This window comes from Streptomyces sp. SCSIO 75703, assembly GCF_036607905.1.
Taxonomy (GTDB): domain Bacteria; phylum Actinomycetota; class Actinomycetes; order Streptomycetales; family Streptomycetaceae; genus Streptomyces.
Window position 1 is genome coordinate 4,177,609 of record NZ_CP144555.1, and the last position, 25,498, is coordinate 4,203,106.

General features: G+C 74.0%; 22 protein-coding genes. 16 read left to right on the forward strand and 6 right to left on the reverse strand.

Features of this window, described 5'->3' with window-relative positions; translation table 11 throughout:
* Positions 1-21: 21 nt before the first annotated feature.
* From VM636_RS18400 to VM636_RS18435, 8 genes are all read left to right on the forward strand, one after another.
* Positions 22-1,227, forward strand: coding sequence for a hypothetical protein (locus tag VM636_RS18400; RefSeq protein ID WP_338485176.1), 1,206 nt, complete (start codon positions 22-24; stop codon positions 1,225-1,227).
* Positions 1,224-2,129 carry an NAD(P)-binding domain-containing protein gene (locus VM636_RS18405; RefSeq protein WP_338485177.1) on the forward strand — a complete coding sequence of 302 codons (906 nt, stop codon included), beginning with the start codon at positions 1,224-1,226 and terminating at the stop codon, positions 2,127-2,129. The genes VM636_RS18400 and VM636_RS18405 overlap by 4 nt, the downstream gene beginning before the upstream one ends.
* On the forward strand, positions 2,126-3,262 hold the full coding sequence (locus VM636_RS18410) for a hypothetical protein (protein ID WP_338485178.1): 1,137 nt from the start codon (positions 2,126-2,128) through the stop codon (positions 3,260-3,262). The genes VM636_RS18405 and VM636_RS18410 overlap by 4 nt, the downstream gene beginning before the upstream one ends.
* A 93-nt stretch (positions 3,263-3,355) precedes the next feature.
* Positions 3,356-3,745 carry a hypothetical protein gene (locus VM636_RS18415; protein ID WP_030422161.1) on the forward strand — a complete coding sequence of 130 codons (390 nt, stop codon included), beginning with the start codon at positions 3,356-3,358 and terminating at the stop codon, positions 3,743-3,745.
* A 351-nt stretch (positions 3,746-4,096) separates the two neighbouring features.
* Complete coding sequence (locus VM636_RS18420; RefSeq protein ID WP_338482875.1) at positions 4,097-5,053, forward strand: IS481 family transposase; 957 nt, start codon at positions 4,097-4,099, stop codon at positions 5,051-5,053.
* Positions 5,054-5,669: 616 nt separating this feature from the next.
* The gene (locus tag VM636_RS18425) at positions 5,670-6,845 is read left to right on the forward strand and encodes a 4-hydroxybenzoate 3-monooxygenase (RefSeq protein ID WP_030422154.1); all 1,176 of its coding nucleotides are present in this window, start codon (positions 5,670-5,672) and stop codon (positions 6,843-6,845) included.
* A gap of 175 nt (positions 6,846-7,020) precedes the next feature.
* On the forward strand, positions 7,021-7,932 hold the full coding sequence (locus tag VM636_RS18430; RefSeq protein ID WP_030422153.1) for a Bax inhibitor-1/YccA family protein: 912 nt from the start codon (positions 7,021-7,023) through the stop codon (positions 7,930-7,932).
* Positions 7,933-8,085: 153 nt separating this feature from the next.
* Complete coding sequence (locus VM636_RS18435; RefSeq protein ID WP_199809433.1) at positions 8,086-8,397, forward strand: hypothetical protein; 312 nt, start codon at positions 8,086-8,088, stop codon at positions 8,395-8,397.
* A gap of 144 nt (positions 8,398-8,541) precedes the next feature.
* Here the strand turns inward: VM636_RS18435 and VM636_RS18440 are convergent, their stop codons facing one another.
* The 3 genes from VM636_RS18440 to VM636_RS18450 all read right to left on the reverse strand — a co-directional run bounded on the left by VM636_RS18440 (position 8,542) and on the right by VM636_RS18450 (position 12,190).
* Positions 8,542-9,351: a hypothetical protein gene (locus VM636_RS18440; RefSeq protein WP_030422151.1), complete on the reverse strand. Its 810-nt coding sequence runs from the start codon at positions 9,349-9,351 to the stop codon at positions 8,542-8,544.
* Between the two features lie 280 nt (positions 9,352-9,631).
* On the reverse strand, positions 9,632-10,852 hold the full coding sequence (locus VM636_RS18445) for an acetyl-CoA C-acetyltransferase (protein ID WP_030422150.1): 1,221 nt from the start codon (positions 10,850-10,852) through the stop codon (positions 9,632-9,634).
* A gap of 312 nt (positions 10,853-11,164) precedes the next feature.
* Positions 11,165-12,190: an SGNH/GDSL hydrolase family protein gene (locus VM636_RS18450; protein ID WP_030422149.1), complete on the reverse strand. Its 1,026-nt coding sequence runs from the start codon at positions 12,188-12,190 to the stop codon at positions 11,165-11,167.
* A gap of 166 nt (positions 12,191-12,356) precedes the next feature.
* On the opposite strand from VM636_RS18450, the gene VM636_RS18455 reads away from it, so the two are divergent.
* Positions 12,357-13,745 (forward strand): cystathionine beta-synthase, encoded by a 1,389-nt coding sequence (locus VM636_RS18455; protein WP_053914169.1) that lies wholly within the window; start codon positions 12,357-12,359, stop codon positions 13,743-13,745.
* 570 nt (positions 13,746-14,315) lie between these two features.
* On the opposite strand, the gene VM636_RS18460 is transcribed toward VM636_RS18455, so the two are convergent.
* A complete protein-coding gene (locus tag VM636_RS18460) occupies positions 14,316-14,756 on the reverse strand; it encodes a hypothetical protein (protein WP_078856150.1) in 441 nt (146 codons plus the stop codon).
* Between the two features lie 205 nt (positions 14,757-14,961).
* Here VM636_RS18460 and VM636_RS18465 point away from each other — a divergent pair, with 205 nt between their 5' ends.
* Complete coding sequence (locus VM636_RS18465) at positions 14,962-15,807, forward strand: MurR/RpiR family transcriptional regulator (RefSeq protein WP_030422146.1); 846 nt, start codon at positions 14,962-14,964, stop codon at positions 15,805-15,807.
* A 118-nt stretch (positions 15,808-15,925) separates the two neighbouring features.
* Positions 15,926-16,519 carry a hypothetical protein gene (locus VM636_RS18470; RefSeq protein ID WP_030422145.1) on the forward strand — a complete coding sequence of 198 codons (594 nt, stop codon included), beginning with the start codon at positions 15,926-15,928 and terminating at the stop codon, positions 16,517-16,519.
* 70 nt (positions 16,520-16,589) lie between these two features.
* On the opposite strand, the gene VM636_RS18475 is transcribed toward VM636_RS18470, so the two are convergent.
* Entirely contained in the window at positions 16,590-17,957 is a 1,368-nt protein-coding gene (locus VM636_RS18475; RefSeq protein WP_030422144.1) for a diaminopimelate decarboxylase, read from the reverse strand.
* 183 nt (positions 17,958-18,140) lie between these two features.
* On the opposite strand from VM636_RS18475, the gene hutU reads away from it, so the two are divergent.
* The 4 genes from hutU (at position 18,141) to hutI (ending at position 23,705) form a co-directional block, all read left to right on the forward strand.
* Positions 18,141-19,838 carry a urocanate hydratase gene (hutU, locus tag VM636_RS18480; RefSeq protein WP_030422143.1) on the forward strand — a complete coding sequence of 566 codons (1,698 nt, stop codon included), beginning with the start codon at positions 18,141-18,143 and terminating at the stop codon, positions 19,836-19,838.
* A complete protein-coding gene (locus VM636_RS18485; RefSeq protein WP_338485179.1) occupies positions 19,835-21,052 on the forward strand; it encodes an allantoate amidohydrolase in 1,218 nt (405 codons plus the stop codon). Before hutU ends, VM636_RS18485 begins: the two co-directional genes overlap by 4 nt.
* Entirely contained in the window at positions 21,049-22,452 is a 1,404-nt protein-coding gene (locus VM636_RS18490) for a formimidoylglutamate deiminase (RefSeq protein WP_338485180.1), read from the forward strand. The genes VM636_RS18485 and VM636_RS18490 overlap by 4 nt, the downstream gene beginning before the upstream one ends.
* Before the next feature lie 77 nt (positions 22,453-22,529).
* Entirely contained in the window at positions 22,530-23,705 is a 1,176-nt protein-coding gene (hutI, locus tag VM636_RS18495) for an imidazolonepropionase (protein WP_030423062.1), read from the forward strand.
* A gap of 92 nt (positions 23,706-23,797) precedes the next feature.
* Here the strand turns inward: hutI and VM636_RS18500 are convergent, their stop codons facing one another.
* Entirely contained in the window at positions 23,798-24,724 is a 927-nt protein-coding gene (locus VM636_RS18500; protein WP_030423063.1) for an RNA polymerase sigma factor SigF, read from the reverse strand.
* 239 nt (positions 24,725-24,963) lie between these two features.
* Here VM636_RS18500 and VM636_RS18505 point away from each other — a divergent pair, with 239 nt between their 5' ends.
* The gene (locus tag VM636_RS18505; RefSeq protein ID WP_030423064.1) at positions 24,964-25,341 is read left to right on the forward strand and encodes an STAS domain-containing protein; all 378 of its coding nucleotides are present in this window, start codon (positions 24,964-24,966) and stop codon (positions 25,339-25,341) included.
* The last annotated feature ends 157 nt before the right edge of the window (positions 25,342-25,498 follow it).

Here is a 25,498-nt window from a genome sequence, read left to right on the forward strand (position 1 = left end):
GATTCCACAAGGAGGCGGTCGGTGACCCTCACCACGAGCGAGACCACGACGGTGTCCACGGCGGTGCTGCACACCACCAGCCGGCAGATCATCACCGGCGCGGTTGCAGAGCTGTGGCCGGACAAGGACGTCGTCCTCGGCCCGCAGTGCCCGAGCGTCACGTCATACGTCTGCCGGGTCACGGTGGACGGCGAGGAGGTGATCGCCAAATACAGCTGGCTCGGCATGTCCTTGGTGTCGATCCTCCGGGGCGCTGGAGGGACGTGGGACGAGGTACAGGAAGCGCAGCGCGCCTACGCCGCCGGCACCGACCTGCTGACCGCGCGAGAGGCGCAGAACCTGGAGGTTTTGCGCAGGCTCGGCCGTCCCCGGGTGTGCGGGACCGCCGGTCTGCACGGCGGGGTGCTGCTCACGCACGTCGCCGCGGGTAGACCGCTCGCCGACGAGTTGGCCGCCCGCCCGTGGGAGACGGGCGCGCTCCTCGAAGCCGTGCTCGACGCGCTCGGCGACCTGCACGGCCCGGCCGGCGCGGAGCGCCTGCGCACAGCGGCACCGATCGGCGAACGGTCCGTAGCCGGTGTCTTCCGCCGCAAGTTCGACGGCCTGAGCACCACCGCCTATCTGCGGGCGCTCGGCCGGGACAGCGGGCTCCCGGAGCGCGAGCGCCGCGAGACCATCGAGCTGGTACAGAACGCGGTGTGGCGGCTGCTGCGGATGGCGAGTGCGATCTCGCCCCGCCGGGACACCGTCGTCTTCGGGGACCTCAAGCCCGAGCACGTCTTCCTCGACGGCCGGCGCCTCAACTTCATCGACCCGGCCGTGCAGTGGGCCGCCGGCCCTCAGCCAGACGTCGCGAAGCTCACCGGCCGGGCGCTTCTCCTCGCGGTCGGGCACCCGCAGCCGCAGGCCGGACGGCAGATCGTGCAAGGCGTCGCGTCCACGCTCGCCCGGCACGTCGCGGCGCTGCCCGAGCGGGAACGGGCGGCCCGGCTCCGGGAAGTCCTGGTCCTGTGGCTCATGGACACCGTGAGCATCCTGAGTACCTGCCTCAGCGCGCCCCAGGGGCTCCCCCTGGCGTCCCATCAGCAGGCCCTCGTCGCCCAGGCCCGCACGGTCGCGGGTGTCGTCGACCGGGTGAGCGCCCTCCTCGTCGGGTCGATGGCCGGCCCGCGGCTCCTGGACGCGGTGTTCTCCGAGGTGGAGCACACCGCGGGGAACGCGCGATGAGCGGCCCGGTGGTGGGGATCGTGGGTGCGGGTGCTGTCGGACAGACCGTCGCCACGAGCCTGGTGGCCGCCGGCCTGTCCGAACGGCTCATCGTCGTGTCCCGGCGGCCCAGCCAGGTGCAGGGCCTGTGCGCCGACCTCCAGGACCTCGCGCACACCGCCCGGTCGCGGTCCCTGATCGAGGCCGGTGAGGTCGCCGACCTCCACGGCTGCGACGCCGTGGTGATCGCCCTGCGAACCGCCTTCACGAACACGGCCCAGCGGGACATCCGGCGCGGCGGGGCGGCGGCGAACGCTCCCGCGCTCGGCGCGCTGGCGCGGGAGCTGCGCGGGTACGGCGGAACCGTCCTCGTCGTGACGAACCCGGTCGACCTGATGGCCCGCCGGTTCGCCGACGTGTCGGGCTGCTCCCGGGTCTTCGGGATCGGCTCGAACCTCGACTCGGTCCGCTACCGGGTCCTGCTCGCCCGGTACGCCCAGGTCTCCCCGGAGCTGGTGCACGGCCACGTCATCGGCGAGCACGGTGACCGCGCCGTGGTGTGCGCGTCGACGACCACCGTCGGCAGCCGCCCGGTCGCGGTCCCGGTCCGCACCGTCGTGAACGACCTCCGGCAGCGCCCGGCGCTGATCCGGGACGGCATAGGCCGGACCCGATGCGGCCCCGCCGGAGCGGTGCTCTCCACCCTCCGCAAGGCCCTCGCTCTGGTCGACGGCATCGAGGAGCTGTCCGTCCCATACGGGGACGTGTTCCTGGGAATCCCGTTGCGCTTCACCGGCGGGCAGCCCGTACGGTGCCTGCCTCCCCTCACCCGTTCCGAACGTCTGCGTCTGGACTCTGCGGCCGGCAGTCTCCGCGACGCCTACGCCCAACTCCCAGCTCTCCCCGAGAGGATCACTACGTGATCACAGCAACGCGTCTGGAAGCCGCCGCGGCGGCCGTCACCGTGCTCAGCAACCGTCAGGAGGTCACGGGCTGGACCCTGCGCTACTTCGGCCCGTGGTGGAACGCCACGACGGTGGACGCCGCCGCCGTGTGCGCCGGGCCCGTGGTGATCGCGGACGTCAAGCCGGAGGACTACGAGGAGATCACCCTCCTGGTCCACGACGGCCGGCCTGCCGCGAAGGTGGCCTACGCGAAGCACCGGCTCCTGGTGGCGAGCGACGGCGAGGACATCATCGCCACGTCGCCGGAGGAGGGGATCGCGTACCGCAGCACCCCGTCCTCGGACCGTCTCGTCCTCGCCGGTTCCGACGCTCAGCCGCTCGCCCTGGCCGCCGCGCGCCTCGCGCGGGAGGCGATCCGTGGCCGGCTCCTCCGCGACGGGTGGGCGGTGCTCCACTCCTCCGCCGTCGTCCGGCCGGACGACGGCGCGACCCTCCTGGCCTTCGGCGGCAAGGGGGCCGGGAAGACCACCACGGCGCTGCTGCTCGCCTCGCGCGGCTGGCAACTCCTCGCCAATGACCGAGTACTGGTCCGGCCGACCGGCGACCGGGACGTCGAGGTGGTGCCGTGGCCTGCCGCTGCGGCGCTCGGCCTCGGCCTGATGGAGTCGCTCGGCTGGTTCGAGATCTCGCGTGAGCACCTGCGGGCCGGAGGGAGCTTCCACCCGACGCAGCACGAGGCGGTGACGGAGGCGCTGCTCGCCGGCGACCACACGCCGCTGTGGGAGAACGCGAAGCGGGAGCGGAAGGCCCAGGTCTTCCCGGACCAGTTCCCGGTCCTGTTCGGCGTGCCGCTGGCCACCAGCGGCCGGGTGGCCGGGCTCCTCTTCCCCCAGGTCGACGCCAACGCGGTGCCGGACATCACCGACGGCGTCCGGACACTGGCCGAGGCGGACTTCATGTCCGGGGCGATGGAGGACCGGTACCCCGACGTCTTCGGGCAGGCGCAGGGCGTGGACGGCGGCGGCCGGGAGAGCGCGCGGGCCGAGGTCGCGGCGCGTCTCGCCGGGTTGCCGCACCGCACGGTCCGGCTGAGTCACGACGTACCGGCGAGCGCTGCCGTGCTGTGCAAGGTCGCCGACGGCATTCGCTGAGACCGACACGGCTCCGGACCGGGCGCGCGTGTCGGCCATCCGGTGCTTCTAGACTGGCGCACTCCCCGCCCGGCCCGAGAGGAAAGATCACCTATGCGCCCCGCCACCTTCCAACGGTTCCTCCTCGATGAGCTTCCTCACCGCGGCGATGTCACGCGAGTGCAGACCCTGGCCGACGCCGGGGACGCGCAGTACCCGTACGGTGTGGCGATCAGCGCGAGCGCTGGTGAGACGCGCTGGCAGATCATGGGACAGCTCGTGGAGGGCGAGCGCCATGAGCACCAGGAGCAGCGCGTGGAGGGCGAGCCGGCGGCCTGGGCGGACGCGGCGCCGGGCAGCGGGCCGGTGGGGTGGCTGGCCTCCGCGATCGGCGAGGTGAAGAACCCGGAGATTGCCGCGATCGAGCCGTTCAAGGGATCGGCCAGCGAGGGCCTGAAGATCACTTTCCACAACGGCGCGCGAGCGTACGTGCGGAAGCTCTGACCCTCCCCGGCCGGGGGCGGCCGGGGAGTTGCACAGCACGACCAGTCAGCACCACCACACCGACGTGAGGAGCTGGATATGGACTGCATGCACCACCGCCCCGGCCACCGTTTCGACCCCGGCCTGTGCCCCGGGCACTGCCCTGTCTGCGGCGCGGGCGTGGGCTCGGCGCCCGGCACGCCGACCACGATGCATCAGGCGCAGGGGAGCCGCGAGACCTGTCCCGGTAGCGGGCAGCCGGCCGCCTAGCTGTATTGATCACGAGCGTTGTTGACACTGCTGGATCTTGAACATGGCGAAGACCTCCGGTGTGGTGGGAGCTGTCTAGGAACTCACCGCACGGAGGTCTTCGTGCCCCACCGTAATGCCCGGCTGACCGTCTTCGGTAGAAGACTGCTGGTCGAACGTGTCTGCTCAGGCCGTCCGGTCGCTCACGTGGCCGCCGAGATGGGTATCTCCCGGGCCACGGCTCACAAATGGATCCGCAGGTGGCGGGCTGAAGGCGAGGCGGGCCTGCACGACCGGTCGAGCCGGCCTCACACGACGCCGCACCGGACCGCGGCCTCGGTCGAAACCCGCGTCTGCGACCTGCGACAGAGCCGCAAGCTCGGGCCGGCCAGGATCGGCCCGATCCTGGGCCTGCCCGCCTCGACCGTCCACCGGATCCTGACCCGCCACCGGCTCAACCGCCTGGCCTGGCTCGACCGCCCCACCGGCACGCTGATCCGCCGCTACGAACGCGAGCGTCCCGGGGAACTCATCCACGTCGACGTGAAGAAACTCGGCCGGATCCCCGACGGCGGCGGTCACAAAGCGCTGGGCCGCCAGGCCGGCCGGGCCACCCGCAACAACATGGGCTTCGACTACGTCCACTCCGCCGTCGACGACCACACCCGCCTCGCCTACAGCGAGATCCACGGCGACGAGAAGACCGCGACCTGCGCGGGCTTCCTCACCCGCGCGGCCACGTTCTTCCACAGCCAGGGCATCACCCGGATCGAGCGGGTGCTGACCGACAACGCCTGGGCCTACCGCAAGGGCCTGGCCTGGAAGGCAGTCCTGGCCGAGCTCGGCGCGACCGGCAAGCTGACCCGGGCCTACCGGCCGCAGACCAACGGCAAGGTCGAACGCTTCAACCGCACCCTGCTCGACGAATGGGCCTACCTGCGGCCCTACACCTCAAACACCGAACGGACCGAAGCCCTGGCAGACTTCCTCCACACCTACAACCACCACCGCTGCCACACCGCACTGGACGGACACCCGCCCATCAGCCGTGTCAACAACGCTGCGGGTCAATACACCTAGCGCCCCTCATGGACGGCCCCGCCCGTCTGCTCATCCCCCGTGGCGGATGGGCGGGGCCTTGAGCCTCGTCAGCGTGTCCCGGCCCGTCATGTCCCTTCTGGACGTGCCGGGCCGGCTGCGTGAGGGTGCCGTCTGGGTGGGCAGGCAAGCCGTGCGCCAACTGGCGCACGAGGGTGCGGCCGAGTCGGGTTCAGAAGGCCCCAGGCTGGCCCAGGCTGGACGGATTCGAAGGCCAGCCTGCTGACCTGCGCGGATGTGGGGCACCCGAAAGGGTTCACGTCCGGCTCCGGGCACCACCGCCTTCAGGGGGACAGGCCGGCGGGAACGACAGCGGAACGCCGCACCCCCTTCAGCGGAACGCCGGCGCGGCCCACCGCCGCCCCCTCTCGGACCCCGGTGTTCTCCGCCCGCCCCTCCCTCGCCCCCTCCTCTCCCCCTCCCCGGGCGTCCCGTCGCGGGCGGGTGTAGGGGGCGATATGCCGCGAACCGTTGACAGGCGCGCCGAAGGGGCCGAGACTCACGTCGAACAGTTGGTGAAGGAAACTTCACTACGCGAACAACGCGGGGCGACGCCCCCCGGCGTGACGGCAACGACGCCCACCGAAAGGAACGACCGATGCGCACCACCGTCGGCATCATCGGAGCCGGCCCCGCCGGGCTCCTCCTCGCCCGGCTGCTCCACAACGCGGGGATCGACTCGGTCGTCCTGGAGAGCCGCGACCGCGACTACGTCGAACGCCGCCAGCGCGCGGGCATCCTGGAGCAGGGCACCGTGGACGTGCTCCGCGAGGCCGGCGCCGGAGAGCGGATGGACCGCGAGGGGCTGCGCCACGACGGCATCGAGCTGCGCTTCGACAAGCGGCGCCATCGCGTCGACTTCCCCGCCCTCACCGGCGGCAAGTCCGTGATGGTCTACGCCCAGACCGAGGTCTGCAAGGACCTCATCGCCCTCCAGCTCAAGGACGGCGGCCCGCTGCTCTTCGAGGCCGAGGCGCTCGCCGTCGAGGGCGCCGAGACCGACCGCCCCCGGATCCGCTTCCGGCACGAGGGGGTGGAGGACGTCCTCGAATGCGACTACGTCGTCGGCTGCGACGGCTTCTGGGGCGTCGCCCGCCGGGCGTTCCCGGCGGAGCTGAGCCGCACCTTCGAGCGGACGTACCCCTTCGGGTGGCTCGGCATCCTCGCCGACGTCGCCCCCTCGCACGACGAGCTGGTCTACGCCCGGCACGACCGCGGCTTCGCCCTGCTGTCCATGCGCTCCCCGTCCGTCTCCCGCCTCTACCTCCAGGTGCCCGACGGCACCGACGCCGCGGACTGGAGCGACGAGCGGATCTGGGACGAGCTGGACCGCCGCTTCGAGACCGCCGACGGCTGGACGCTGGAGCGGGGCCCGATCACCCAGAAGTCCGTCACGCCGATGCGCTCCTACGTCCACGAGCCGATGCGCCACGGCCGCCTCTTCCTCGCGGGTGACGCGGCCCACATCGTGCCGCCCACCGGCGCCAAGGGCCTCAACCTCGCCGTCGGCGACGTCGTCACCTTCGCCCGTGCCCTGACGCACCGTGAGGCCACCGGGTCGGACGAACTGCTCGACGCCTACTCCGCCACCTGCCTGCGCCGCGTCTGGCAGGCCGAGCGGTTCTCGTACGACATGACGACCATGCTGCACCCCGCCCCGGAGGCCGGCGGCTTCGACCTGCGTCTCCAGCTCGCCCGGCTGGAGCGCGTCACCGCCTCCCGCGCCGCCGAGACCGACCTCGCCGAGTCCTACACCGGCTTCCCGATCGGCTGAACACGCCCGGCCGGGGGCGGGCGCCCCTCCCCCCGGCCGTGAGGGGAATCACCGTTCCGCGTAGCGTGTTGCCCGGCAGGGTGAGGGAAAGATCCTCCGCAGGCAGTAGGGTCTATCCTTTGCCGTTCTATTACTCTTGAGCCAAGGCTGCGCAGTGTGGCCATGGAGGAGTGAAATGAGGAGCAGAAACCCGGTCTTCTCGCGACGGGGGTTCAGCCGCGACAACGGCTACGCGGGCTTCAACGCCGCGCCGCAGGCCGGGGGTCCCGCCGTCGCCACGCAGGGCAACCCGTACGCGCAGGGCAACCCGTACGCCCAGCCGGCCGGCAACCCCTACGCGCAGAACCCGTACGCGCAGCAGGACCTGCAGCACGGCGCGCCGCCGCAGGCGCCCGCGGCCACCGGCCGGATGACGATGGACGACGTCGTCGTCCGCACGGCGAGCACGCTCGGCCTGCTGATCGTCACCGCCGCGCTCGCGTGGGCGCTGCTGCCCGTGGACGAGGCCAACATCGGCCGCGCCTACGGCATCGGCATCGGTGCGGCCGTCATCGGCATGGTGCTGGCGTTCGTCCAGTCCTTCAAGCGCAAGGCGTCGCCCGCGCTGATCCTGTCGTACGCGGCGTTCGAGGGCGTGTTCCTCGGCGTGGTGTCCAACATCGTGGACACCCACATCGCCAGCGGCGCGGCCATGCAGGCCGTCATCGGCACCATGGCGGTCTTCGTCGGCGTGCTGATCGCCTACAAGGCCGGCTGGATCCGCGTCAACCGCCGTTTCTACGGCTTCGTGATGGCCGCCGCGCTCGGCTTCGTCCTGCTCATGATGGTGAACATGCTGTTCGCCGTCTTCGGCGGCGGGGACGGCCTCGGCTTCCGCAGCGGCACGCTCGGCATCGTCTTCGGCATCGTCGGCATCCTGCTCGGCGCCTGCTTCCTCGCCCTGGACTTCAAGCAGGTCGAGGACGGCATCGCCTACGGCGCCCCGCGCGAGGAGGCATGGCTCGCCGCCTTCGGCCTCACGCTGACGCTGGTCTGGATCTACATGGAGTTCCTGCGGCTCATCTCGATCCTCAACAGCAGCGACTGACACCGTCGCCGGCACACGCCGCGCCCGAAGGGCCCCGGACCGGGTACGGTCCGGGGCCCTCGTCGTCGCCCGGCCCGCCGCGCCCGCCCCGGGACGGCGCCCGGAGCCGGGGCGCGCTGGCACCGGCGGCGCGGGGCCGCGTACGCTCGCGCCGTGGTGGATACGACGCCTTTGACCCGTGCCGTGGACGACTTCGCCGACCGCCTGCGGGCCGCCCCGCAGAGCCGGCTGCAACGCGGGGCCGCCGCCGAGGCGCTGGAACTGGCCCGGGAGTTGGCCCGGCGGGCCCAGCGCGTGGAGGAACCGGGCGCCCGGCCGCGGGAGATGCCGGACGCGGGGATGTTCGCGGCGGCCGACCAGATCGCCGTCGCCGCACACGATCTGGCCCTCGTCCTGGAGGACGAGGGCCAGGTGGCGGAGGCCGCGGAGCTGGTCCGCGAGGCCCGTGGGCGGGCCGGGGTCTGACACCGGGTCGAGCGCGTCCGGGGGAGTCTGCCGTACGCGCCGGCCGCCGCCTGCCCCGCCGGACCGCGCGGACGCGGGGGCGGTGGGGCCCGCCACTACAGGCCCCCGGGACTACAGGCCCCCGGGACTACAGGGCCCCCGGGATTACAGGGACGCGATGACCCGGTCGGCCAGGATGTAGACGTTCTCCTCGCCGCAGGCGAAGGTCAGCGTGTAGGCGCCGGAGACGCCCGACCCGCCCAGCAGGTACGGGGCCGCGCCCGCGTCGAGCGCGTCGGCCAGGCGCTCGGAGGTCTCGCGGTGGCCGGGCGTCATGCACAGCGTGGTGCCGTCGGCGAAGACGTACACGTCGAGCGTGCCGAGCGGACCGGGGCGCACGTCCGTCAGGGGCACCTCGGCCGCGGCCAGTTCCTCCAGCGTGTCGACGGTCTGCTCGTGATCGTCGACGACCGGCGAGGGGTTGGGCACGAAATCCGGGTGCGAGGGGTGCCGGCGCCGGGCCGCGGCCAGCTCCGCCGACTCCTTCGGGGCGTCCTCCTGCACGGCGTCCCCCGGAGCCTCGTCGAAGCCGGGCCCCGGCTCGACCACCGGCTCCAGGCCGGCGAGGTCCGCCTGCCGGGGCAGGAACAGCTCGCTGTCGGACAGGCCCAGCAGCAGCGGGGCGTCGGCGGCGTCGCGCGCCTCCTGCGCGGCCCAGAACGCGCGCGCCTCGGCCAGCTCGCGCTCCCGTTCCTCGGCGAGCGCGGCGGCGACGGCGGCACGGATCTCGTCGGTGTCCGCGGTGGTGCGGGCGGCGGGGACGCGGCCCCGCGCGTCGGCTGTCCTGCTCTCGGTCAGCTCGGCGTGCAGGGCCGCCACCTGGCGGCGCAGCACCAGTACGGCACGCAGGACGGCGACGCCCACGGCGCCGGTGGCGGCCGTGGTGAGCAGCAGGGCGATCGATATGGCGCTCACTGACATACTCCCGGTTCAAAGTCGACCCCCGACTTCCTACATCAGCTTGAAGGGCGGACTAACCTTCTGTCAGTGCGTAACGTCACGAAACGGACAGGACTTTGGGCCCGGAAGGGGCGGGCTCAACGGCTCTGACCTGCGGTGACGGCCCCGAGGGGGAGATAGGTCACATCCTGGGGGAGATTGGGTCACGGAACGGCCCGGAACCCGCCGGCGGCAGGATTCCGGGCCGTTCGTCACCCTCGGTGCGGCGGCCGGCACCGAGGGTCCCGTGTCCGGGTCAGCTCAGGCGCTCGATGACCATCGCCATGCCCTGGCCGCCGCCGACGCACATGGTCTCCAGGCCGAACTGCTTGTCGTGCCACTGGAGCGAGTTGATCAGCGTGCCGGTGATGCGGGCGCCGGTCATGCCGAAGGGGTGGCCGACGGCGATGGCGCCGCCGTTGACGTTCAGCTTCTCCAGCGGGATGCCCAGTTCCCGGTAGGACGGGACGACCTGGGCGGCGAACGCCTCGTTGATCTCCACCAGGTCGATGTCGTCCATGGTCAGCCCGGCCCGCCGCAGCGCCTGCCGGGACGCCTCCACCGGGCCGAGGCCCATGACCTCGGGGGACAGGGCGGAGACGCCCGTGGAGACGATGCGCGCGAGCGGGGTCAGGCCCAGCTCGCGGGCCTTGGTGTCGCTCATGACGACGAGGGCTGCGGCGCCGTCGTTCAGCGGGCAGCAGTTGCCGGCGGTGACCAGGCCGTCGGGGCGGAAGACGGGCTTGAGCCCGGCCACGCCCTCCAGGGTGACGCCGGCGCGGGGGCCGTCGTCCTTGGCGACGACCGTGCCGTCGGGCAGGGTCACCGGGGTGATCTCCCGCTCCCAGAAGCCGTTCTCGAGGGCCTCCTCGGCGAGGTTCTGCGAGCGGACGCCGAACTCGTCCATCTCCTGCCGGGTGACGCCCTTCCAGCGGGCCAGGTTCTCCGCGGTCTGGCCCATCGCGATGTAGGGGTCGGGCAGCAGGCCGTCCTCGCGCGGGTCGTGCCAGGTCGTGCCCTCCTGCGCCGCGACGGCCGCGGTGCGGGCCTCCGCCTCGGCGAACAGCGGGTTGCGGGTGTCCGGCAGGCTGTCCGAGTTGCCCTTGGCGAACCGGGAGACCGTCTCGACGCCGGCCGAGACGAAGACGTCGCCCTCCCCGGCCTTGATGGCGTGCAGCGCCATGCGGGAGGTCTGGAGGGACGAGGAGCAGTACCGGGTGATGGTGCAGCCGGGCAGGTGGTCCATGCCCATCTGCACGGCGACGATCCGGCCCAGGTTGTTGCCCTGCTCGCCGCCGGGCAGGCCGCAGCCGAGCATCAGGTCGTCGATGTCCCGCGGGTCCAGCTCGGGGACCTTGGCGAGGGCGGCCTGGATGATCGTGGCGGCCAGGTCGTCGGGCCGCAGGTCCTTCAGGGAGCCCTTGAAAGCGCGGCCGATGGGGGAGCGGGCGGCAGAGACGATCACGGCTTCGGGCATCACGGCTCCAGTGGCGTACGTACGGGGAAACGGGCGGACGGTTGGGAAGTTACCCGGAGGTATGGGCCGGGTCACGCCGGTGGGGGTGTGACTTCGGCCGCAGCTTTCTAAGCGCTTGCTTTTTCCTGTCGGCGGCTGGGCCGGGGAGACGGTGCGGCCCCCTGGCCGCCGCGCCCGGGGCCGCCGCGCCCGGGGCCGCCTGGGCCCGGGGGAGCGCCGGCGGCACCTGGCCCCGCCGCGTGCCCCCGGCGCCCGCCGTCGGCCCGCCCGGCGCCCGGCGCGGGCACGCGGCCGGGCCGGGCGGCACGGGCGTCAGGTCGGCTGGGTGGACGAGGCCGGTTCCGCCTCCGGGACACGGCGGCGGCGCCGGCGCTTGAGGAGGGCCCACGGGCCCCGGGGCCCGGACGGCATCGCCGCCGCGACCTCCGTACCCGCCTCCGAGGCGGCCTCCGCCGCCGCACGGGCCACCGGCAGGAAGCCCTCGCGGCGGGCGGCGTCCGGCCGCTCCTCCTCGGCCGGCCACAGCCCGAGCGCCGCGCAGACCGAGGGCAGCACCGCCATCGCCGCGGTGGCGTACCCCTCGGCGGAGGGGTGGTAGTTGTCGGGGCCGAACAGCTCGCGCGGGTTCTGCGCGAACTCGGGGCCGAGCAGATCGCCCAGCGACACCGTGCGGCCGCCCTGCTCCACCGTGCCGATGGTCTGCGCCGCCGCCAGTTGCCGCGAGGCCCGCCGGGCCAGCCAGCGCAGCGGCTGCGGCACCGGCTCGATGGTGCCCAGGTCGGGGCAGGTCCCGACGACCACCTCCGCCCCGGCCGTGCGCAGCCGCCGCACCGCCGACGACAGGTGCCGGACCGAGCGCGTGGCCGGCATGCGGTGGGTCACGTCGTTGGCCCCGATCATGATCACGCAGATGTCCGGCACCCGCCCCGGGTCCGCCAGCACCTCGCCCACCTGCCGGTCCAGGTCGTCCGACCGCGCCCCCGGCACCGCCGCAGAGCGCAGCTCCACCGGCCGTTCGGCCACCGCCGCGAGCCCCGAGGCCAGCAGCGCGCCCGGCGTCTGGCCGACGCGGTGCACGCCCTGCCCGGCGGCCGTGGAGTCGCCGAGCATCACCAGCCGCAGGGGCAGCCCTCCCGGCGCCGGCAGCGCCCCGCCGTACAGCCCCTGCGCGTTCGGCACCCGGTCGGGCGTGCCGATGCCCACCCGGCGCCGCGCGAGCTGCACCTCCGCCAGCAGCAGACCGACCGCGGCCGCGCCGGCCAGCCCGATCCCGCCGCCGCCGTAGGCCGCGCCCGCCGCGATCCGCCGGGCCACCCTCGCCCTCGACATGCTCGTCATGCCTCGCCGCCACCTCCTCCAAGCCGTACATCCACTGCTTGCCCCGTACGGACCGTCGTCCAATCTCCACAGGGGGTGAACGGCGCCCCGGGGCGCCCCCGGGGCGGCAGGCCATAGGGTGGCGGAACCACTACGACCACACCTTTTGCAGCATCCGGAGACAACGGTGCAATTCCACGACTCGATGATCAGCCTCGTCGGCAACACCCCGCTGGTACGGCTCAACAGCGTCACCAAGGGCATCAAGGCCACCGTCCTGGCCAAGGTGGAGTACTTCAATCCCGGCGGCTCGGTCAAGGACCGCATCGCCCTGCGCATGATCGAGGCCGCCGAGAAGAGCGGGGAGCTGAAGCCGGGCGGCACCATCGTCGAGCCGACCAGCGGCAACACGGGCGTGGGCCTGGCGATCGTGGCCCAGCAGAAGGGCTACAAGTGCGTCTTCGTCTGCCCGGACAAGGTGTCCACGGACAAGATCAACGTACTGCGCGCCTACGGTGCCGAGGTGGTCGTCTGCCCGACCGCGGTCGACCCCGACCACCCCGACTCGTACTACAACGTCTCCGACCGGCTGATGCGCGAGACGCCGGGCGCCTGGAAGCCGGACCAGTACTCCAACCCGAACAACCCGCTCTCCCACTACCACTCGACCGGCCCCGAACTGTGGGAGCAGACCGAGGGCAAGATCACCCACTTCGTGGCGGGCGTCGGCACCGGCGGCACCATCTCCGGCACCGGCCGCTACCTGAAGGATGCCAGCGAGGGCCGGGTCCGCGTGATCGGCGCCGACCCCGAGGGCTCGGTCTACTCCGGCGGCTCCGGCCGGCCCTACCTGGTCGAGGGCGTCGGCGAGGACTTCTGGCCGACGGCGTACGACCGTGACGTCGCCGACGAGATCGTCCCCGTCTCCGACAAGGACTCCTTCCAGATGACGCGGCGCCTCGCCAAGGAGGAGGGCCTCCTGGTGGGCGGCTCCTGCGGCATGGCCGTCGTCGCGGCGCTGCGCGTGGCCGAGCGGCTCGGCGAGGACGACGTGGTGGTCGTGCTGCTGCCGGACAGCGGGCGCGGCTACCTCAGCAAGATCTTCAACGACGAGTGGATGGCTGACTACGGCTTCCTGGACGACACCGGACCCAGCGCCCGCGTCGCCGACGTCCTCGACCACAAGGAGGGAGGCTCCATCCCCTCCCTGGTCCACATGCACCCCGAGGAGACCGTCGGCGAGGCCATCGAGGTGCTGCGCGAGTACGGCGTCTCGCAGATGCCGATCGTCAAGCCGGGCGCCGGCCACCCGGACGTGATGGCCGCCGAGGTCGTCGGCTCGGTCGTGGAGCGGGAGCTGCTGGACGCCCTGTTCACCCGGCGCGCCTCGCTGGACGACCCGCTGGAGAAGCACATGTCGGCCCCGCTGCCGCAGGTCGGCTCCGGCGAACCGGTCGAGGACCTGATGTCGGTGCTCGGCGGCGCGGACGCGGCGATCGTCCTCGTCGAGGGCAAGCCGACCGGCGTGGTCAGCCGCCAGGACCTGCTCGCCTTCCTCGCCAAGGGCGGCAAGTGACGTCGTCCCCGGGCGCCGGGCGGACCACCCGTCCACCGCGCCCGGGGACGGTGCGGGCGGGGAGCCGGGCCGGGGGCGGTACGGACGTCCCGGCCGGTGCCGGAGTGTCCCGCCCCGGCACCGGCCGGCGTGCCGGGCGGTGATCTTCGCGGACTTCGCGGAAGCGGTACGCGCGCGTCACGTGCCCGCAGCACGGGCTTAACAAGCGACCGGCACAGTGGGAGACGTCGGCGGGCGGGGTGCCCTTCGGGTGCGGAGCAGGAGGAGTGCCCCCGTCCGGCCGGCACCGCACGGCGTCGGGGACCTTCCGGAGCGGCTCCCGGACCTCCACGGACGCCACAGGACGCGGGGCCCCCGCCGCTCGGACCGGGGCGCCGCGTCCCGCGCGGGGGCCGCCGTCGTCCCGGCCCCCGGCCACCCGGCCGGGGGCGCGCCGGTCCCCGCGCGCCCCGGTTCCCTGGGCCCCGGTCCCTCCCGGGCGTGCGGCCCCTGTCGGGCCCGTGGCCCCTCCCGTACGTGCGGCCCCTGTCGGGCCCGTGGTCCCTCCCGGGCCGGCGGTCCCTCTCCCGGTCAGTCCTTCCAGCCGTCCTCGCGGCGGTCGTCGCGGCCCGGACGGCGGTGGAACAGCTCGGGCGTGCTCCGCGCGGCCTGGATCAGATTGACCCCGACGATGCCGATCCACACCACCAGGAGCCCCGGCAGCCTGGCGATCCCGCCGCCGATCGCGGACAGCGGCATGGCGAGCACCAGCGACACGATGGCGAAGCCGAAGCGCTCGCCCCAGGAGTCCGTGGGCCGCGGCGACCGCGCGCCCCGCACCGCCGTCACCTGCTGCTCGGCGAGCTGGCGCCGCACCCGCCGGTCCACCGCGATGTCGATGCGCTGGTCGACCTTCTCCAGGAACGAGTCGACCAGCGCGGAGTCGTACTCCTCGCCCAGCTCCCTGCGGGCCCGCAGAGTGGCGTCGAGGTCCTTCTTCAGATCGGCGTCCCGCGCGTCCATTCCCGTCATGCCCCCACGCTAGGGACCGGGCCGCCCCGGAACACTGGTGCTAACCCCCGTCTCCGCCCGGGGGGACGCCGGGTGGGCCCCGGGAAGCCCCCGGGGAGCGGGTCACCGTCCGGTACCCGCCGCTCCCGTACCGGGGGCCGGTGGCGCGCTGTATAACGGTATGCAGGAAACGGGGTACGTGAATAGGCACGAGGGGGAGCAGGGGATGAGCGGGAGCGACAGCCCGGCCGCGCGGCTGCAGACGCTCTTCGAGGGGCACCGGCTCACGCCGACCCAGCGGCGCATCGCGCACAGCATGGTGCGCCGCGCCGCCGAGGTGCCCTTCCTCTCCAGCGTCGAGCTGGCCGAGGTCGCCGGGGTCAGCCAGCCCTCCGTCACCCGCTTCGCCGTCGCCCTCGGCTTCGACGGCTACCCCGCGCTCCGCCGCCACCTGCGCGAGGTGGTGCCCTCGGCCGAACCCGCCCCGCGGGACACCGGGCACAACGAGTACCAGCAGGCCGTCGCCGCCGAGATCGAGAACCTGCGGCACCTCGCCGAGGCTCTCGCCGACCCCGCCCCCGTACAGGAGGCCGGGCGCACCCTCGCCGCCAGCCGCCCCCTGCCGGTGCTCGGGCTGCGGGCCGCCGCCGCGCAGGCGCACGGCTTCGCCTACTTCGCGGCCAAGGTCCACCCGGACGTGCGGCTCCTCAACGAGGGCGGCACCATGCTCCACGACCGCATCGACGCCGCCGTCCGGGCCGGCGCGAGCGCCCTGCTCTGCTTCGCCCTGCCCCGGCACCCCCGCGAGGTCCTGGACGCCCTCGTCCACGCGCGGGCGGCCGGGCTCACCGTCGTCACCGTCGCCGACTCGGCCTTCGCGCCCGTCGCCAAGGCGTCCGACCTGCTGCTGCCCGCCGCCGTCGGCACCGGGCTCGCCTTCGACACCGCCTGCGCGCCGATGCTGCTCGGCCGGGTGCTGCTGGAGGCGATGTGCGACGACCTCCCGCAGGCCCAGGCGCGGCTGGAGGAGTTCGACGCGCGGGCCGCGGCCCGGGGGCTGTTCGTGGAGTGACGGGCGCGGGCTCCGGCGGGCGGGTTTCTCTCAGACGCGTCTCACCTTCTCCCGCTACCGTGCCTACGCTGACAGACCCTCGGACGTTCGCTTCGGACAACAGGGACAGGAGGCCGACGTGGCGCGCGCAGGACAGGGTGGAGGACGGGGACTGGCCCGGGTCGCCGTCGTCGTACGGGCGGGGGCGGCACCGCTGTGGTGGCTGGGGCTGCTCGCGGCGGGCGTCGGGGCGCTGGTGCCGGGGCTGACGGGACGCCGGATCGGCGTCCTGGCGGGCGCCGCGCTGTTCGTGATCGCGGTGCCCGCGGTGGCGGCGGTACGGCGCGGGCGGTACGCGGCGCTGGCCGGCTCGGCCACCCGCGCGGGGCGGTACGACGTGCTCCAGGACCGGGCCGTGACCCTGCGCAACTGGCGCCGGGGCCACCGCTGGTGGCTGCTGCTCGCCTTCCTCGCCGCCGTCGGCGCCTCCTTCGCCGTCCCGGCCGCCGCGGGGCTGCTGATGGCCGGCTGCGCCGTCGGCCTGTGGCTCAAGTCGGCCTGGATCGGACGGCGTGAGGAGGCCGACGGGGTCCTGTTGTGGGTGCGCGTCGACTGGCTCGCCCGGGGCGGCCGTCCGGCCGGCCCCGCGGTCGGCTCCTACCGCGGCACCGGTATCGCGGCCGGCGACGCGGCCCCGGGCGGCGCCCGCCGCAAGGCGGCGGCCCCGGCCTGAGCCGACGGCCGCGCGTCCGGAGTGCCCGCCCCGCGCCGTCGGGCCGGGCGCCCCGGGCGCCGCCGGCCCCTCAGCCCCGTCCCACCAGGGCGTCCGCGTGGGCCCCGCCCGACTCCGCCACGATGTCGGCCACCGACTGGGCCTCCCGGACCGTGACGAACGAGATCCCGCCGCGGCCGTCCGGCAGGAAGCCGTGGACGGCGGGCCGGGCGAGGGAGTTGTACGCGTAGTGGTGGGCGAAGTAGTACGCGCCCGTGTCCAGCACGGCCGCGTGGTCCCCCTGCTCCAGCAACGGCAGCGCGCGGCCCGTCGCCAGGAGGTCCCCGGCGAAGCACGCCGGTCCGGCCACGTCCTGCACCACCTCGGGCCCCGCCTTCGGACGGCCCCCGGCGTCGTACGCGGCGATCCGCAGCGGCCACGCGTCCGGCGCGTAGACCGTGCGCGTCGCCACCTGCACGCCCGCGTGCGTCACCGCGACCGGGCGCCCCCCGGCGCTCTTGGCGTACTCCACCCGCGCCAGCATCGTGCCGTGCTTGGCCAGCAGCGACCTGCCGAACTCGGTGACCAGCCCGTAGCGTCCGTCGAAGAGCCCCGGCACCGCCTCCCGCAGCACCCGCGCGTACTCCGCGTGGCTCGGCGCGGTCTCCTCCGAGGCGAAGTTCACCGGCAGTCCGCCGCCGATGTCGAGGGTGTCGACCTGCCGCCGCCCGGCCCGCGCGTTGATCTCCTCGGCGAGGGCGTGGACGGCGGCCACCCCCTGGGCCATCAGCGTGAGCGGTACGCCCTGCGAGCCGGTGTGCGCGTGCAGCCGGGTCAGCCAGGGCCGGTCCAGATACGCCCGCACCACCCACTCCCGGGCCCCCTCGTCCCGGAGCGCCACCCCGAACTTCGAGGTCGCGGTCGCCGTCGACAGCGCCTCGATGGCGCCGCCGCCGACCTGCGGGTTCACCCGGACACCGAGCGGGGAGGAGGTCCGGCCCGCGGCGAGCAGCGCGTCGAGCCGGGCCAGCTCCTGCGGATTGTCCGCGTTGACGGCGACGCCCAGGGCCAGCGCCTCGCGCAGCTCCCCGGGGGTCTTGGCCGGCGAGTCCAGCACGGTCCGCGCCGCCGGCACCCCCGCGGCGCGGGCCAGCGCCAGCTCGCCCGCGCTCGCCACCTCCGCGCCGATGCCCTCCTCGTGCAGCAGCCGCAGCACCGGCACCAGGGGGGTCGCCTTCACCGCGAAGGCGTGCAGCACCGGCGTCCCCGGTGCCGTCACCGCCGCGAACGCCGAGCGCAGCGCCGCCGCCGACGCGCGGATGCCGGTCACGTCGAGCAGCGCCACCAGCGGCTCGCCGGGCCCGAGCAGCCCCTGCTCCACGGCCGCCCGCACCGCCCGGTCCCGCCGGGCGGCCCGCTCCTGGCCGCAACCCTCGTACCCGTCCGTGCCCTCGCTCACGCGCTCCTCCGTCCCGTCGCCGCGGATCTCCGCTTCCCCGCGGCTCCCTGCCCCGTATCCAGCCAAACATCCGCGACGCGCCGCCGCGGGCCCACACCGTGTATTGACTAGCCATATTCAGCGGGACAGGATGTGAATATCCGCAGTAACAGTCGCCGGGAGCGAGCCACCAGGAGGCAGACCATGTCCGGACCCCGCCCATCCGAGGCCCGCCCCGTCAGGGCGCCCCGCGGCACCCTGCGCACCGCCCGGGGCTGGCCGCAGGAGGCCGCGCTGCGGATGCTGCGGAACAACCTCGACCCCGAGGTCGCCGAACACCCCGACCGGCTCGTCGTCTACGGCGGCACCGGCAAGGCGGCCCGCGACTGGCGCTCCTTCGACGCCATGGTCCGCACCCTGGAGGGGCTCGGGCAGGACGAGACGATGCTCGTCCAGTCCGGCCGCCCGGTCGGCGTCATGCAGACCCACGAGTGGGCCCCGCGCGTGCTGATCGCCAACTCCAACCTCGTCGGCGACTGGGCCACCTGGGAGGAGTTCCGCCGCCTGGAGGCCCTGGGCCTGACCATGTACGGGCAGATGACCGCCGGCTCCTGGATCTACATCGGCACCCAGGGCATCCTCCAGGGCACCTACGAGACCTTCGCCGCCGTCGCCGCCAAGCGCTTCGGCGGGACCCTCGCCGGCACCATCACCCTCACCGCCGGGCTCGGCGGCATGGGCGGCGCCCAGCCCCTCGCCGTCACCATGAACGACGGCGTCGTCATCTGCGTCGACTGCGACCCGCGCGCCATCGACCGGCGCATCGAGCACCGCTACCTCGACGTCCGCGCCGACTCCCTCGACCACGCTCTCCACCTCGCCACCGAGGCCCGCGACCGGCGCGCCCCGCTGTCCATCGGCGTCCTCGGCAACGCCGCCGACGCGGTGCCGCGCCTGCTCGCCATGGGCGCCCCCGTCGACATCGTCACCGACCAGACCTCGGCCCACGACCCGCTCGCCTACCTGCCCACCGGCATCGCCTTCGAGGACATGGCCGACGCCGCCGCCAAGGACCCGGCCGGCTTCACCACCCGCGCCCGCGAGTCCATGGCCCGCCACGTCGAGGCCATGGTCGGCTTCCAGGACGCCGGTGCCGAGGTCTTCGACTACGGCAACTCGATCCGCGGCGAGGCCCGGCTCGCCGGGTACGACCGCGCCTTCGCCTTCCCCGGCTTCGTCCCCGCCTACATCCGCCCCCTCTTCTGCGAGGGCAAGGGCCCCTTCCGCTGGGCCGCCCTCTCCGGCGACCCCGCCGACATCGCCAGGACCGACCGCGCGATCCTCGACCTCTTCCCCGAGAACGAGTCGCTGGCCCGCTGGATCAGGCTCGCCGGCGAACGCGTCCACTTCCAGGGCCTGCCCGCCCGCATCTGCTGGCTCGGCTACGGCGAACGCGACAAGGCCGGCGAACGCTTCAACGACATGGTCGCGAGCGGTGAGCTGGCCGCCCCCGTCGTCATCGGCCGCGACCACCTCGACTGCGGCTCCGTCGCCTCCCCCTACCGCGAGACCGAGGCCATGCGCGACGGCTCCGACGCCATCGCCGACTGGCCGCTGCTCAACGCCATGGTCAACGTGGCCTCCGGCGCCTCCTGGGTCTCGATCCACCACGGCGGCGGCGTCGGCATGGGCCGCTCGCTGCACGCCGGACAGGTCACCGTCGCCGACGGCACCCCGCTCGCCGGGGAGAAGATCCGCCGGGTGCTCACCAACGACCCCGGCATGGGCGTCATCCGCCACGTCGACGCCGGTTACGAGAGCGCCGAGGCCGTCGCCGACGAGCGGGGCGTGCGGGTGCCGATGCGTGAGGGCGGCGGCGCGCGCGAGGGTGACGGCGCGTGAGCTTCCACAGCATGTGGGCGGAGCTGCTGCCCATCGGCCGCAGCCCCGCCTCCGGCGGCTACCACCGCTTCGCCTGGACCGCCGCCGACGCCGACTGCCGGGCCTGGTTCCGGCGGCAGGCCGAGGACCGCGGCCTCGCCTACGAGACCGACCGCAACGGCAACCAGTGGGCCTGGCTCGGCGACCCGGCCGCCGGGAACGCCGTCGTCACCGGCTCCCACCTGGACTCCGTCCCCGACGGCGGCGCCTTCGACGGGCCCCTCGGGGTCGTCTCCGCCTTCGCCGCCCTCGACGAACTCCGCGCCCGGGGCGTCCGGCTCACCCGGCCGCTCGGCATCGTCAACTTCGGCGACGAGGAGGGCGCCCGTTTCGGCCTCGCCTGCGTCGGCTCCCGCCTGAGCGCCGGAGCGCTCACCGCCGAACAGGCCCACCGCCTGACCGACGCCGACGGCATCACCCTCCCGCGCGCCATGGAGGCCGCCGGCCACGACCCGGACACCCTCGGCCCCGACCCCGAACGCCTCGCCCGCATCGGCGCCTTCGTCGAACTCCACGTCGAGCAGGGCCGCGCCCTGGACCTGTCCGGCGACCGGGTCGGTATCGCCTCCGCGATCTGGCCGCACGGCCGCTGGCGGTTCGACTTCCGCGGCGAGGCCAACCACGCCGGCACCACCCGCCTCGACGACCGCCGCGACCCGATGCAGCCCTACGCCGAGACCGTCCTCGCCGCCCGCCGCGAGGCCCGGCTCGCCGGCGCCCTCGCCACCTTCGGCAAGATCGCCGTCGAGCCGAACGCCGTCAACGCCGTCCCCTCCCTCGTACGCGGCTGGCTCGACTCCCGCGCCGCCGACCAGGAGAGCCTGGACACCGTGGTCGCCGGCGTCGAGAAGGCCGCCCGCGAACACGCCGCCGCGCACGGCGTCGACCTCGACGTCGTCCGCGAGTCCTTCAGCCCCGTCGTCGAGTTCGACCACGCCCTGCGCGACGAACTCGCCCGCATCCTGGGCGCGACGGCCGACGCGCCCGTGCCCGTCCTCGGCACCGGCGCCGGACACGACGCCGGAATCCTCTCCGGACGCGTCCCGACCGCCATGCTGTTCGTGCGCAACCCCACCGGCGTCTCCCACTCCCCGGCCGAGTTCGCCGCCGAGGACGACTGCCTGGCCGGGGTCGCCGCGCTCGCCGACGTACTGGAAGGACTGGCCCGCACGTGAACCCCACCCCGCGCACGTACTGGCTGGAGCACGCCTGGCTCGGCACCCACGTCGAGCCGGGCGTCGCCGTGGACGTACGGGACGGACGCGTCGCCTCCGTCCGCACCGGCGTGCCCGCCCCGCCGCCCGGCGCCGAGCCCCTGCGCGGACTGACCCTGCCCGGACTGGCGAACGCCCACTCCCACGCCTTCCACCGGGCGCTGCGCGGCATCGTCCAGACCGGCTCCGGCGGGGGAGCACCCGCGCGCCCGGGGGAGACGAACGCCGCGGGCGCCGAGCGGGCGCCGGACTCCTTCTGGGCCTGGCGCGACGTCATGTACGCCGTCGCGGACAAGCTCACCCCGGACAGCTACTTCTCGCTCGCCCGCGCCGCCTACGCCGAGATGGCGCTGGCCGGCATCACCGCCGTCGGCGAGTTCCACTACGTCCACCACGCCCCCGGCGGCGCCCGCTACGCCGACCCCAACGCCATGGGCGAGGCCCTGATCGAGGCCGCCGCCGAGGCCGGCATCCGCATCACCCTCCTCGACACCTGCTACCTCGCGGCCGGTTTCGGGCGCGGCCCCGACCCCCACCAGCTCCGCTTCTCCGACGGCACCGCCGATGCCTGGGCGGAACGCTGCGCGCTCCTCCGGGAGCGGGACCACGCGCGGATCGGCGCCGCCCTCCACTCCGTACGGGCCGTGCCCGCCGACCAGATGGCGACCGTGGCGCGGTGGGCGGAGGAACGGCAGGCTCCGCTCCACGTCCACCTCTCCGAGCAGCCCGCCGAGAACGACGCCTGCCGCGAGGCCCACGGACGCACCCCCGCCCGGCTCCTCGCCGACCACGGCGTGCTGGGACCGCGCACCACCGCCGTCCACGCCACCCACCTCACCGACGAGGACATCGCCCTGCTCGGTGGCAGCACCACTGGCACCTGCATGTGCCCCACCACCGAACGGGACCTCGCCGACGGCATCGGGCCGGCCGTCGCCCTCCAGCGGGCCGGCTCGCCGCTCTCCCTCGGCTCCGACAGCCACGCCGTCGTCGACCTGCTCGAAGAGGCCCGCGCGATGGAGCTGAACGAGCGCCTGCGCACCCGTACCCGCGGGCACTGGACGGCCGCCGCCCTGCTGCGAGCCGCCACCGCCGACGGACACGCCGCGCTCGGCTGGCCCGAGGCGGGGCGCATCGGGACCGGCGCCCCGGCCGACCTCACCACCCTCGCCCTGGACTCGGTCAGAACGGCCGGGCCGCCGCCACGGCTGGGCGCCGAGACGGCCGTATTCGCGGCCACGGCCGCCGACGTCCGGCACACGGTGGTGGGCGGCCGGCACGTGGTGCGCGACGGGGCGCACACCCTCGTCCCCGACGTGCCCCGCGAACTGGCGCGGGCCGTGGGCGCCCTGCACGCCTGACGCCCCGGCCCGCCGTCCCCCGGGCGCCCCCGCCGCCCGCCCCCGCCCCCGCCCCCCGCGACGCCGACGAGGACGCCATGAGCAGCAGCACCGCCATCACCCACATCGCCGCGCTGGTCACCAACGACCCCTCCCTCCGTGACGGCGACCCCCTCGGACTGGTCCGCGACGCGGCCGTCGTCATCGACGGCGACCGCGTCGTGTGGACCGGTGAGACCAGGAAAGCACCCGCCACCGACAACCGGGTCGACGCGGGCGGCCGGGCGGTCCTGCCCGGCTTCGTCGACAGCCACTCCCACCTGGTCTTCGCGGGCGACCGCACCGAGGAGTTCAACGCCCGCATGTCCGGCCGCCCCTACAGCGCCGGCGGCATCCGCACCACCGTCGCCGCCACCCGCGCCGCCACCGACGCCGAACTGGAGGCGACCCTCGTGCGGCACCTGCGGGAGGCGCTGCGCCAGGGCACCACGACCCTGGAGACCAAGTCCGGCTACGGGCTGACCGTCGACGACGAGGCCCGCGCCCTGCGCATCGCCGCCCACCACACCGACGAGGTCACCTACCTCGGCGCCCACATCGTCGCCCCCGAGTACGCCGACGACCCCGCCGGCTACGTCGCCCTGGTCACCGGCGAGATGCTGGACGCCTGCGCCCCGCACGCCGGCTGGATCGACGTCTTCTGCGAACGCGGCGCCTTCGACGGCGACCAGGCGCGCGCCATCCTCACCGCCGGCCGGGAACGGGGCCTGCGCCCGCGCGTCCACGCCAACCAGCTCACCCACGGGCCCGGCGTCCAGCTCGCCGTCGAACTCGACGCGGCCAGCGCCGACCACTGCACCCACCTCACCGACGCCGACGTCGACGCCCTCGCGCACGGCGGCACGGTGGCGACCCTGCTGCCGGGCGCCGAGTTCTCCACCCGCGCCCCCTGGCCCGACGCCCGGCGGCTGCTCGACGCGGGCGCGACGGTGGCGCTGTCGACGGACTGCAACCCGGGCTCCTCGTTCACCTCGTCCGTGCCCTTCTGCGTCGCGCTCGCGGTACGGGACATGGGGATGACGCCGGACGAGGCGGTCTGGTCGGCCACCGCGGGCGGCGCGGCGGCCCTGCGCCGGGACGACGTGGGGCGCCTGGTCCCGGGCGCGTACGCGGACCTGGTCCTGCTGGACGCGCCGAGCCACGTGCACCTGGCCTACCGGCCGGGCGTGCCGCTCGTCACCGGGGTGTGGCGGCGCGGCGTGCGGGTGGTGTGAGCCGGAGCGGCGACGGGCCCCGCGCGGGCCGGAACGCGCGCGGGGGCGGTCCCTCGTGGGACCGCCCCCGTGGCGGGGTCACTCCGTGACGGTCACTCCTCGACCGTCAACCCCTTGCGCAGCCGTACCAGCGTCCGCGACAGCAGCCGGGACACGTGCATCTGGGAGATGCCGAGTTCGTCGCCGATCTCGGACTGGGTCATGCCCGCGACGAACCGGAGGGAGAGGATCTTCCGGTCCCGGGGCGGCAGTTCGGCGATCAGGGGCTTCAACGACTCGACGTACTCGATGCCTTCGAGGCCGTGGTCCTCGTAGCCGATCCGGTCGGCGAGCGCGCCCTCGGCGTCGTCCTCCTCGGGCTGGGCGTCGAGGGAGGAGGCGGTGTAGGCGTTGGACGCCGCCATGCCCTCGACGACCTCGTCGCGCGAGAGGCCGAGGTGCTCGGCGAGTTCGCTCACCGTGGGCGCGCGGTCCAGCCGCTGGGCCAGCTCGTCCCCGGCCTTGGCCAGGTCGAGACGGAGTTCCTGGAGCCGCCGCGGTACGCGCACGGACCACGACGTGTCGCGGAAGAAGCGCTTGATCTCGCCGATGATGGTCGGCATGGCGAACGTGGGGAACTCGACGCCCCGGGACAGTTCGAAGCGGTCGATCGCCTTGATCAGGCCGATCGTGCCGACCTGGATGATGTCCTCCATGGGCTCGCTGCGCGAGCGGAAGCGGGAGGCGGCGAACTTGACCAGCGCGAGGTTCAGCTCGACGAGCGTGTTGCGTACGTAGGCGTATTCGTGGGTGCCTTCCTCCAGCGACTCCAGCCGCTCGAAGAGGGTCTTGGACAGGGCCCGTGCGTCCGCCGGAGCGACCTCGTCGTAAGCGGGGATGTCCGGAAGCCCCGCGAGGGCGTCGTCGGGGTCGACGACCGCGTCGAGATGCGCGATGGGTTCCAGATGTTCCGGAGGGGGTGTCGACGTCGCTTTGTGGGTAGGCGATCCGTCGAGCCGGGGTGACATGATGTCCTCCATCGTTCTCGGCATAAGGCTGCCGAAGCCAAGGATGTGCACTGCGGTGTGCGGCGCCTCCAAAGCCGGCCGTGTCGGGTACGTGTTCCTCTAGGGTTACCGGGTTTACCGAGCCCACCGCAAGTGTGTTCTGTGTACGTATGTCCGGTTATGTGCGTTTGTCAGGTGTCGTCGGGCGGTCGGAAGGCGTAGTGTTCGAGGGCATCGGCAAGGCACTCACGAGGTCGGGAGAGAGAGACGGCATGGACCGCGGGACGGTCGGCAGCGCACAGTCGGGCCGGCTTCTGGTGGAGGTGCGGGAAGAGGGCTCCAGCGCCGTCGTGACTCCGGCGGGTGAGCTGGATCACCACACCGCAGATCTGCTGCGGGAGCCGCTGGAGGAGTGTGTCGCCAAGGGGTTCAGCCGGCTCGTCGTCGACTGCTCGCGCCTGGAGTTCTGTGACTCCACGGGACTCAACGTCCTGCTCGGCGCGCGGTTGAAGGCGGAGGCGGCGGGGGGCGGCGTCCATCTCGTGGGCATGCAGCCCGTGGTGGCCCGCGTGTTCGAGATCACGGGGGCCGAGGCGGTCTTCACCCTGCACGACACGCTGGCGGACGCCCTGCCGGGCGAGACCGGCTGAGCCGGTCCGTGAACGGATCGGCGCGGGTACGCGTGGGCCTTCGGGGACGGTGGTGCCGCCGCGTCCGCCCTTTCGCGTCGAAGACGGGGGTGTTCCCCGTGGCGGGTCGGGCAGGAGAACCTCTGGGTACCTCCGGCCGGCGCGACTGAGTGTGCAC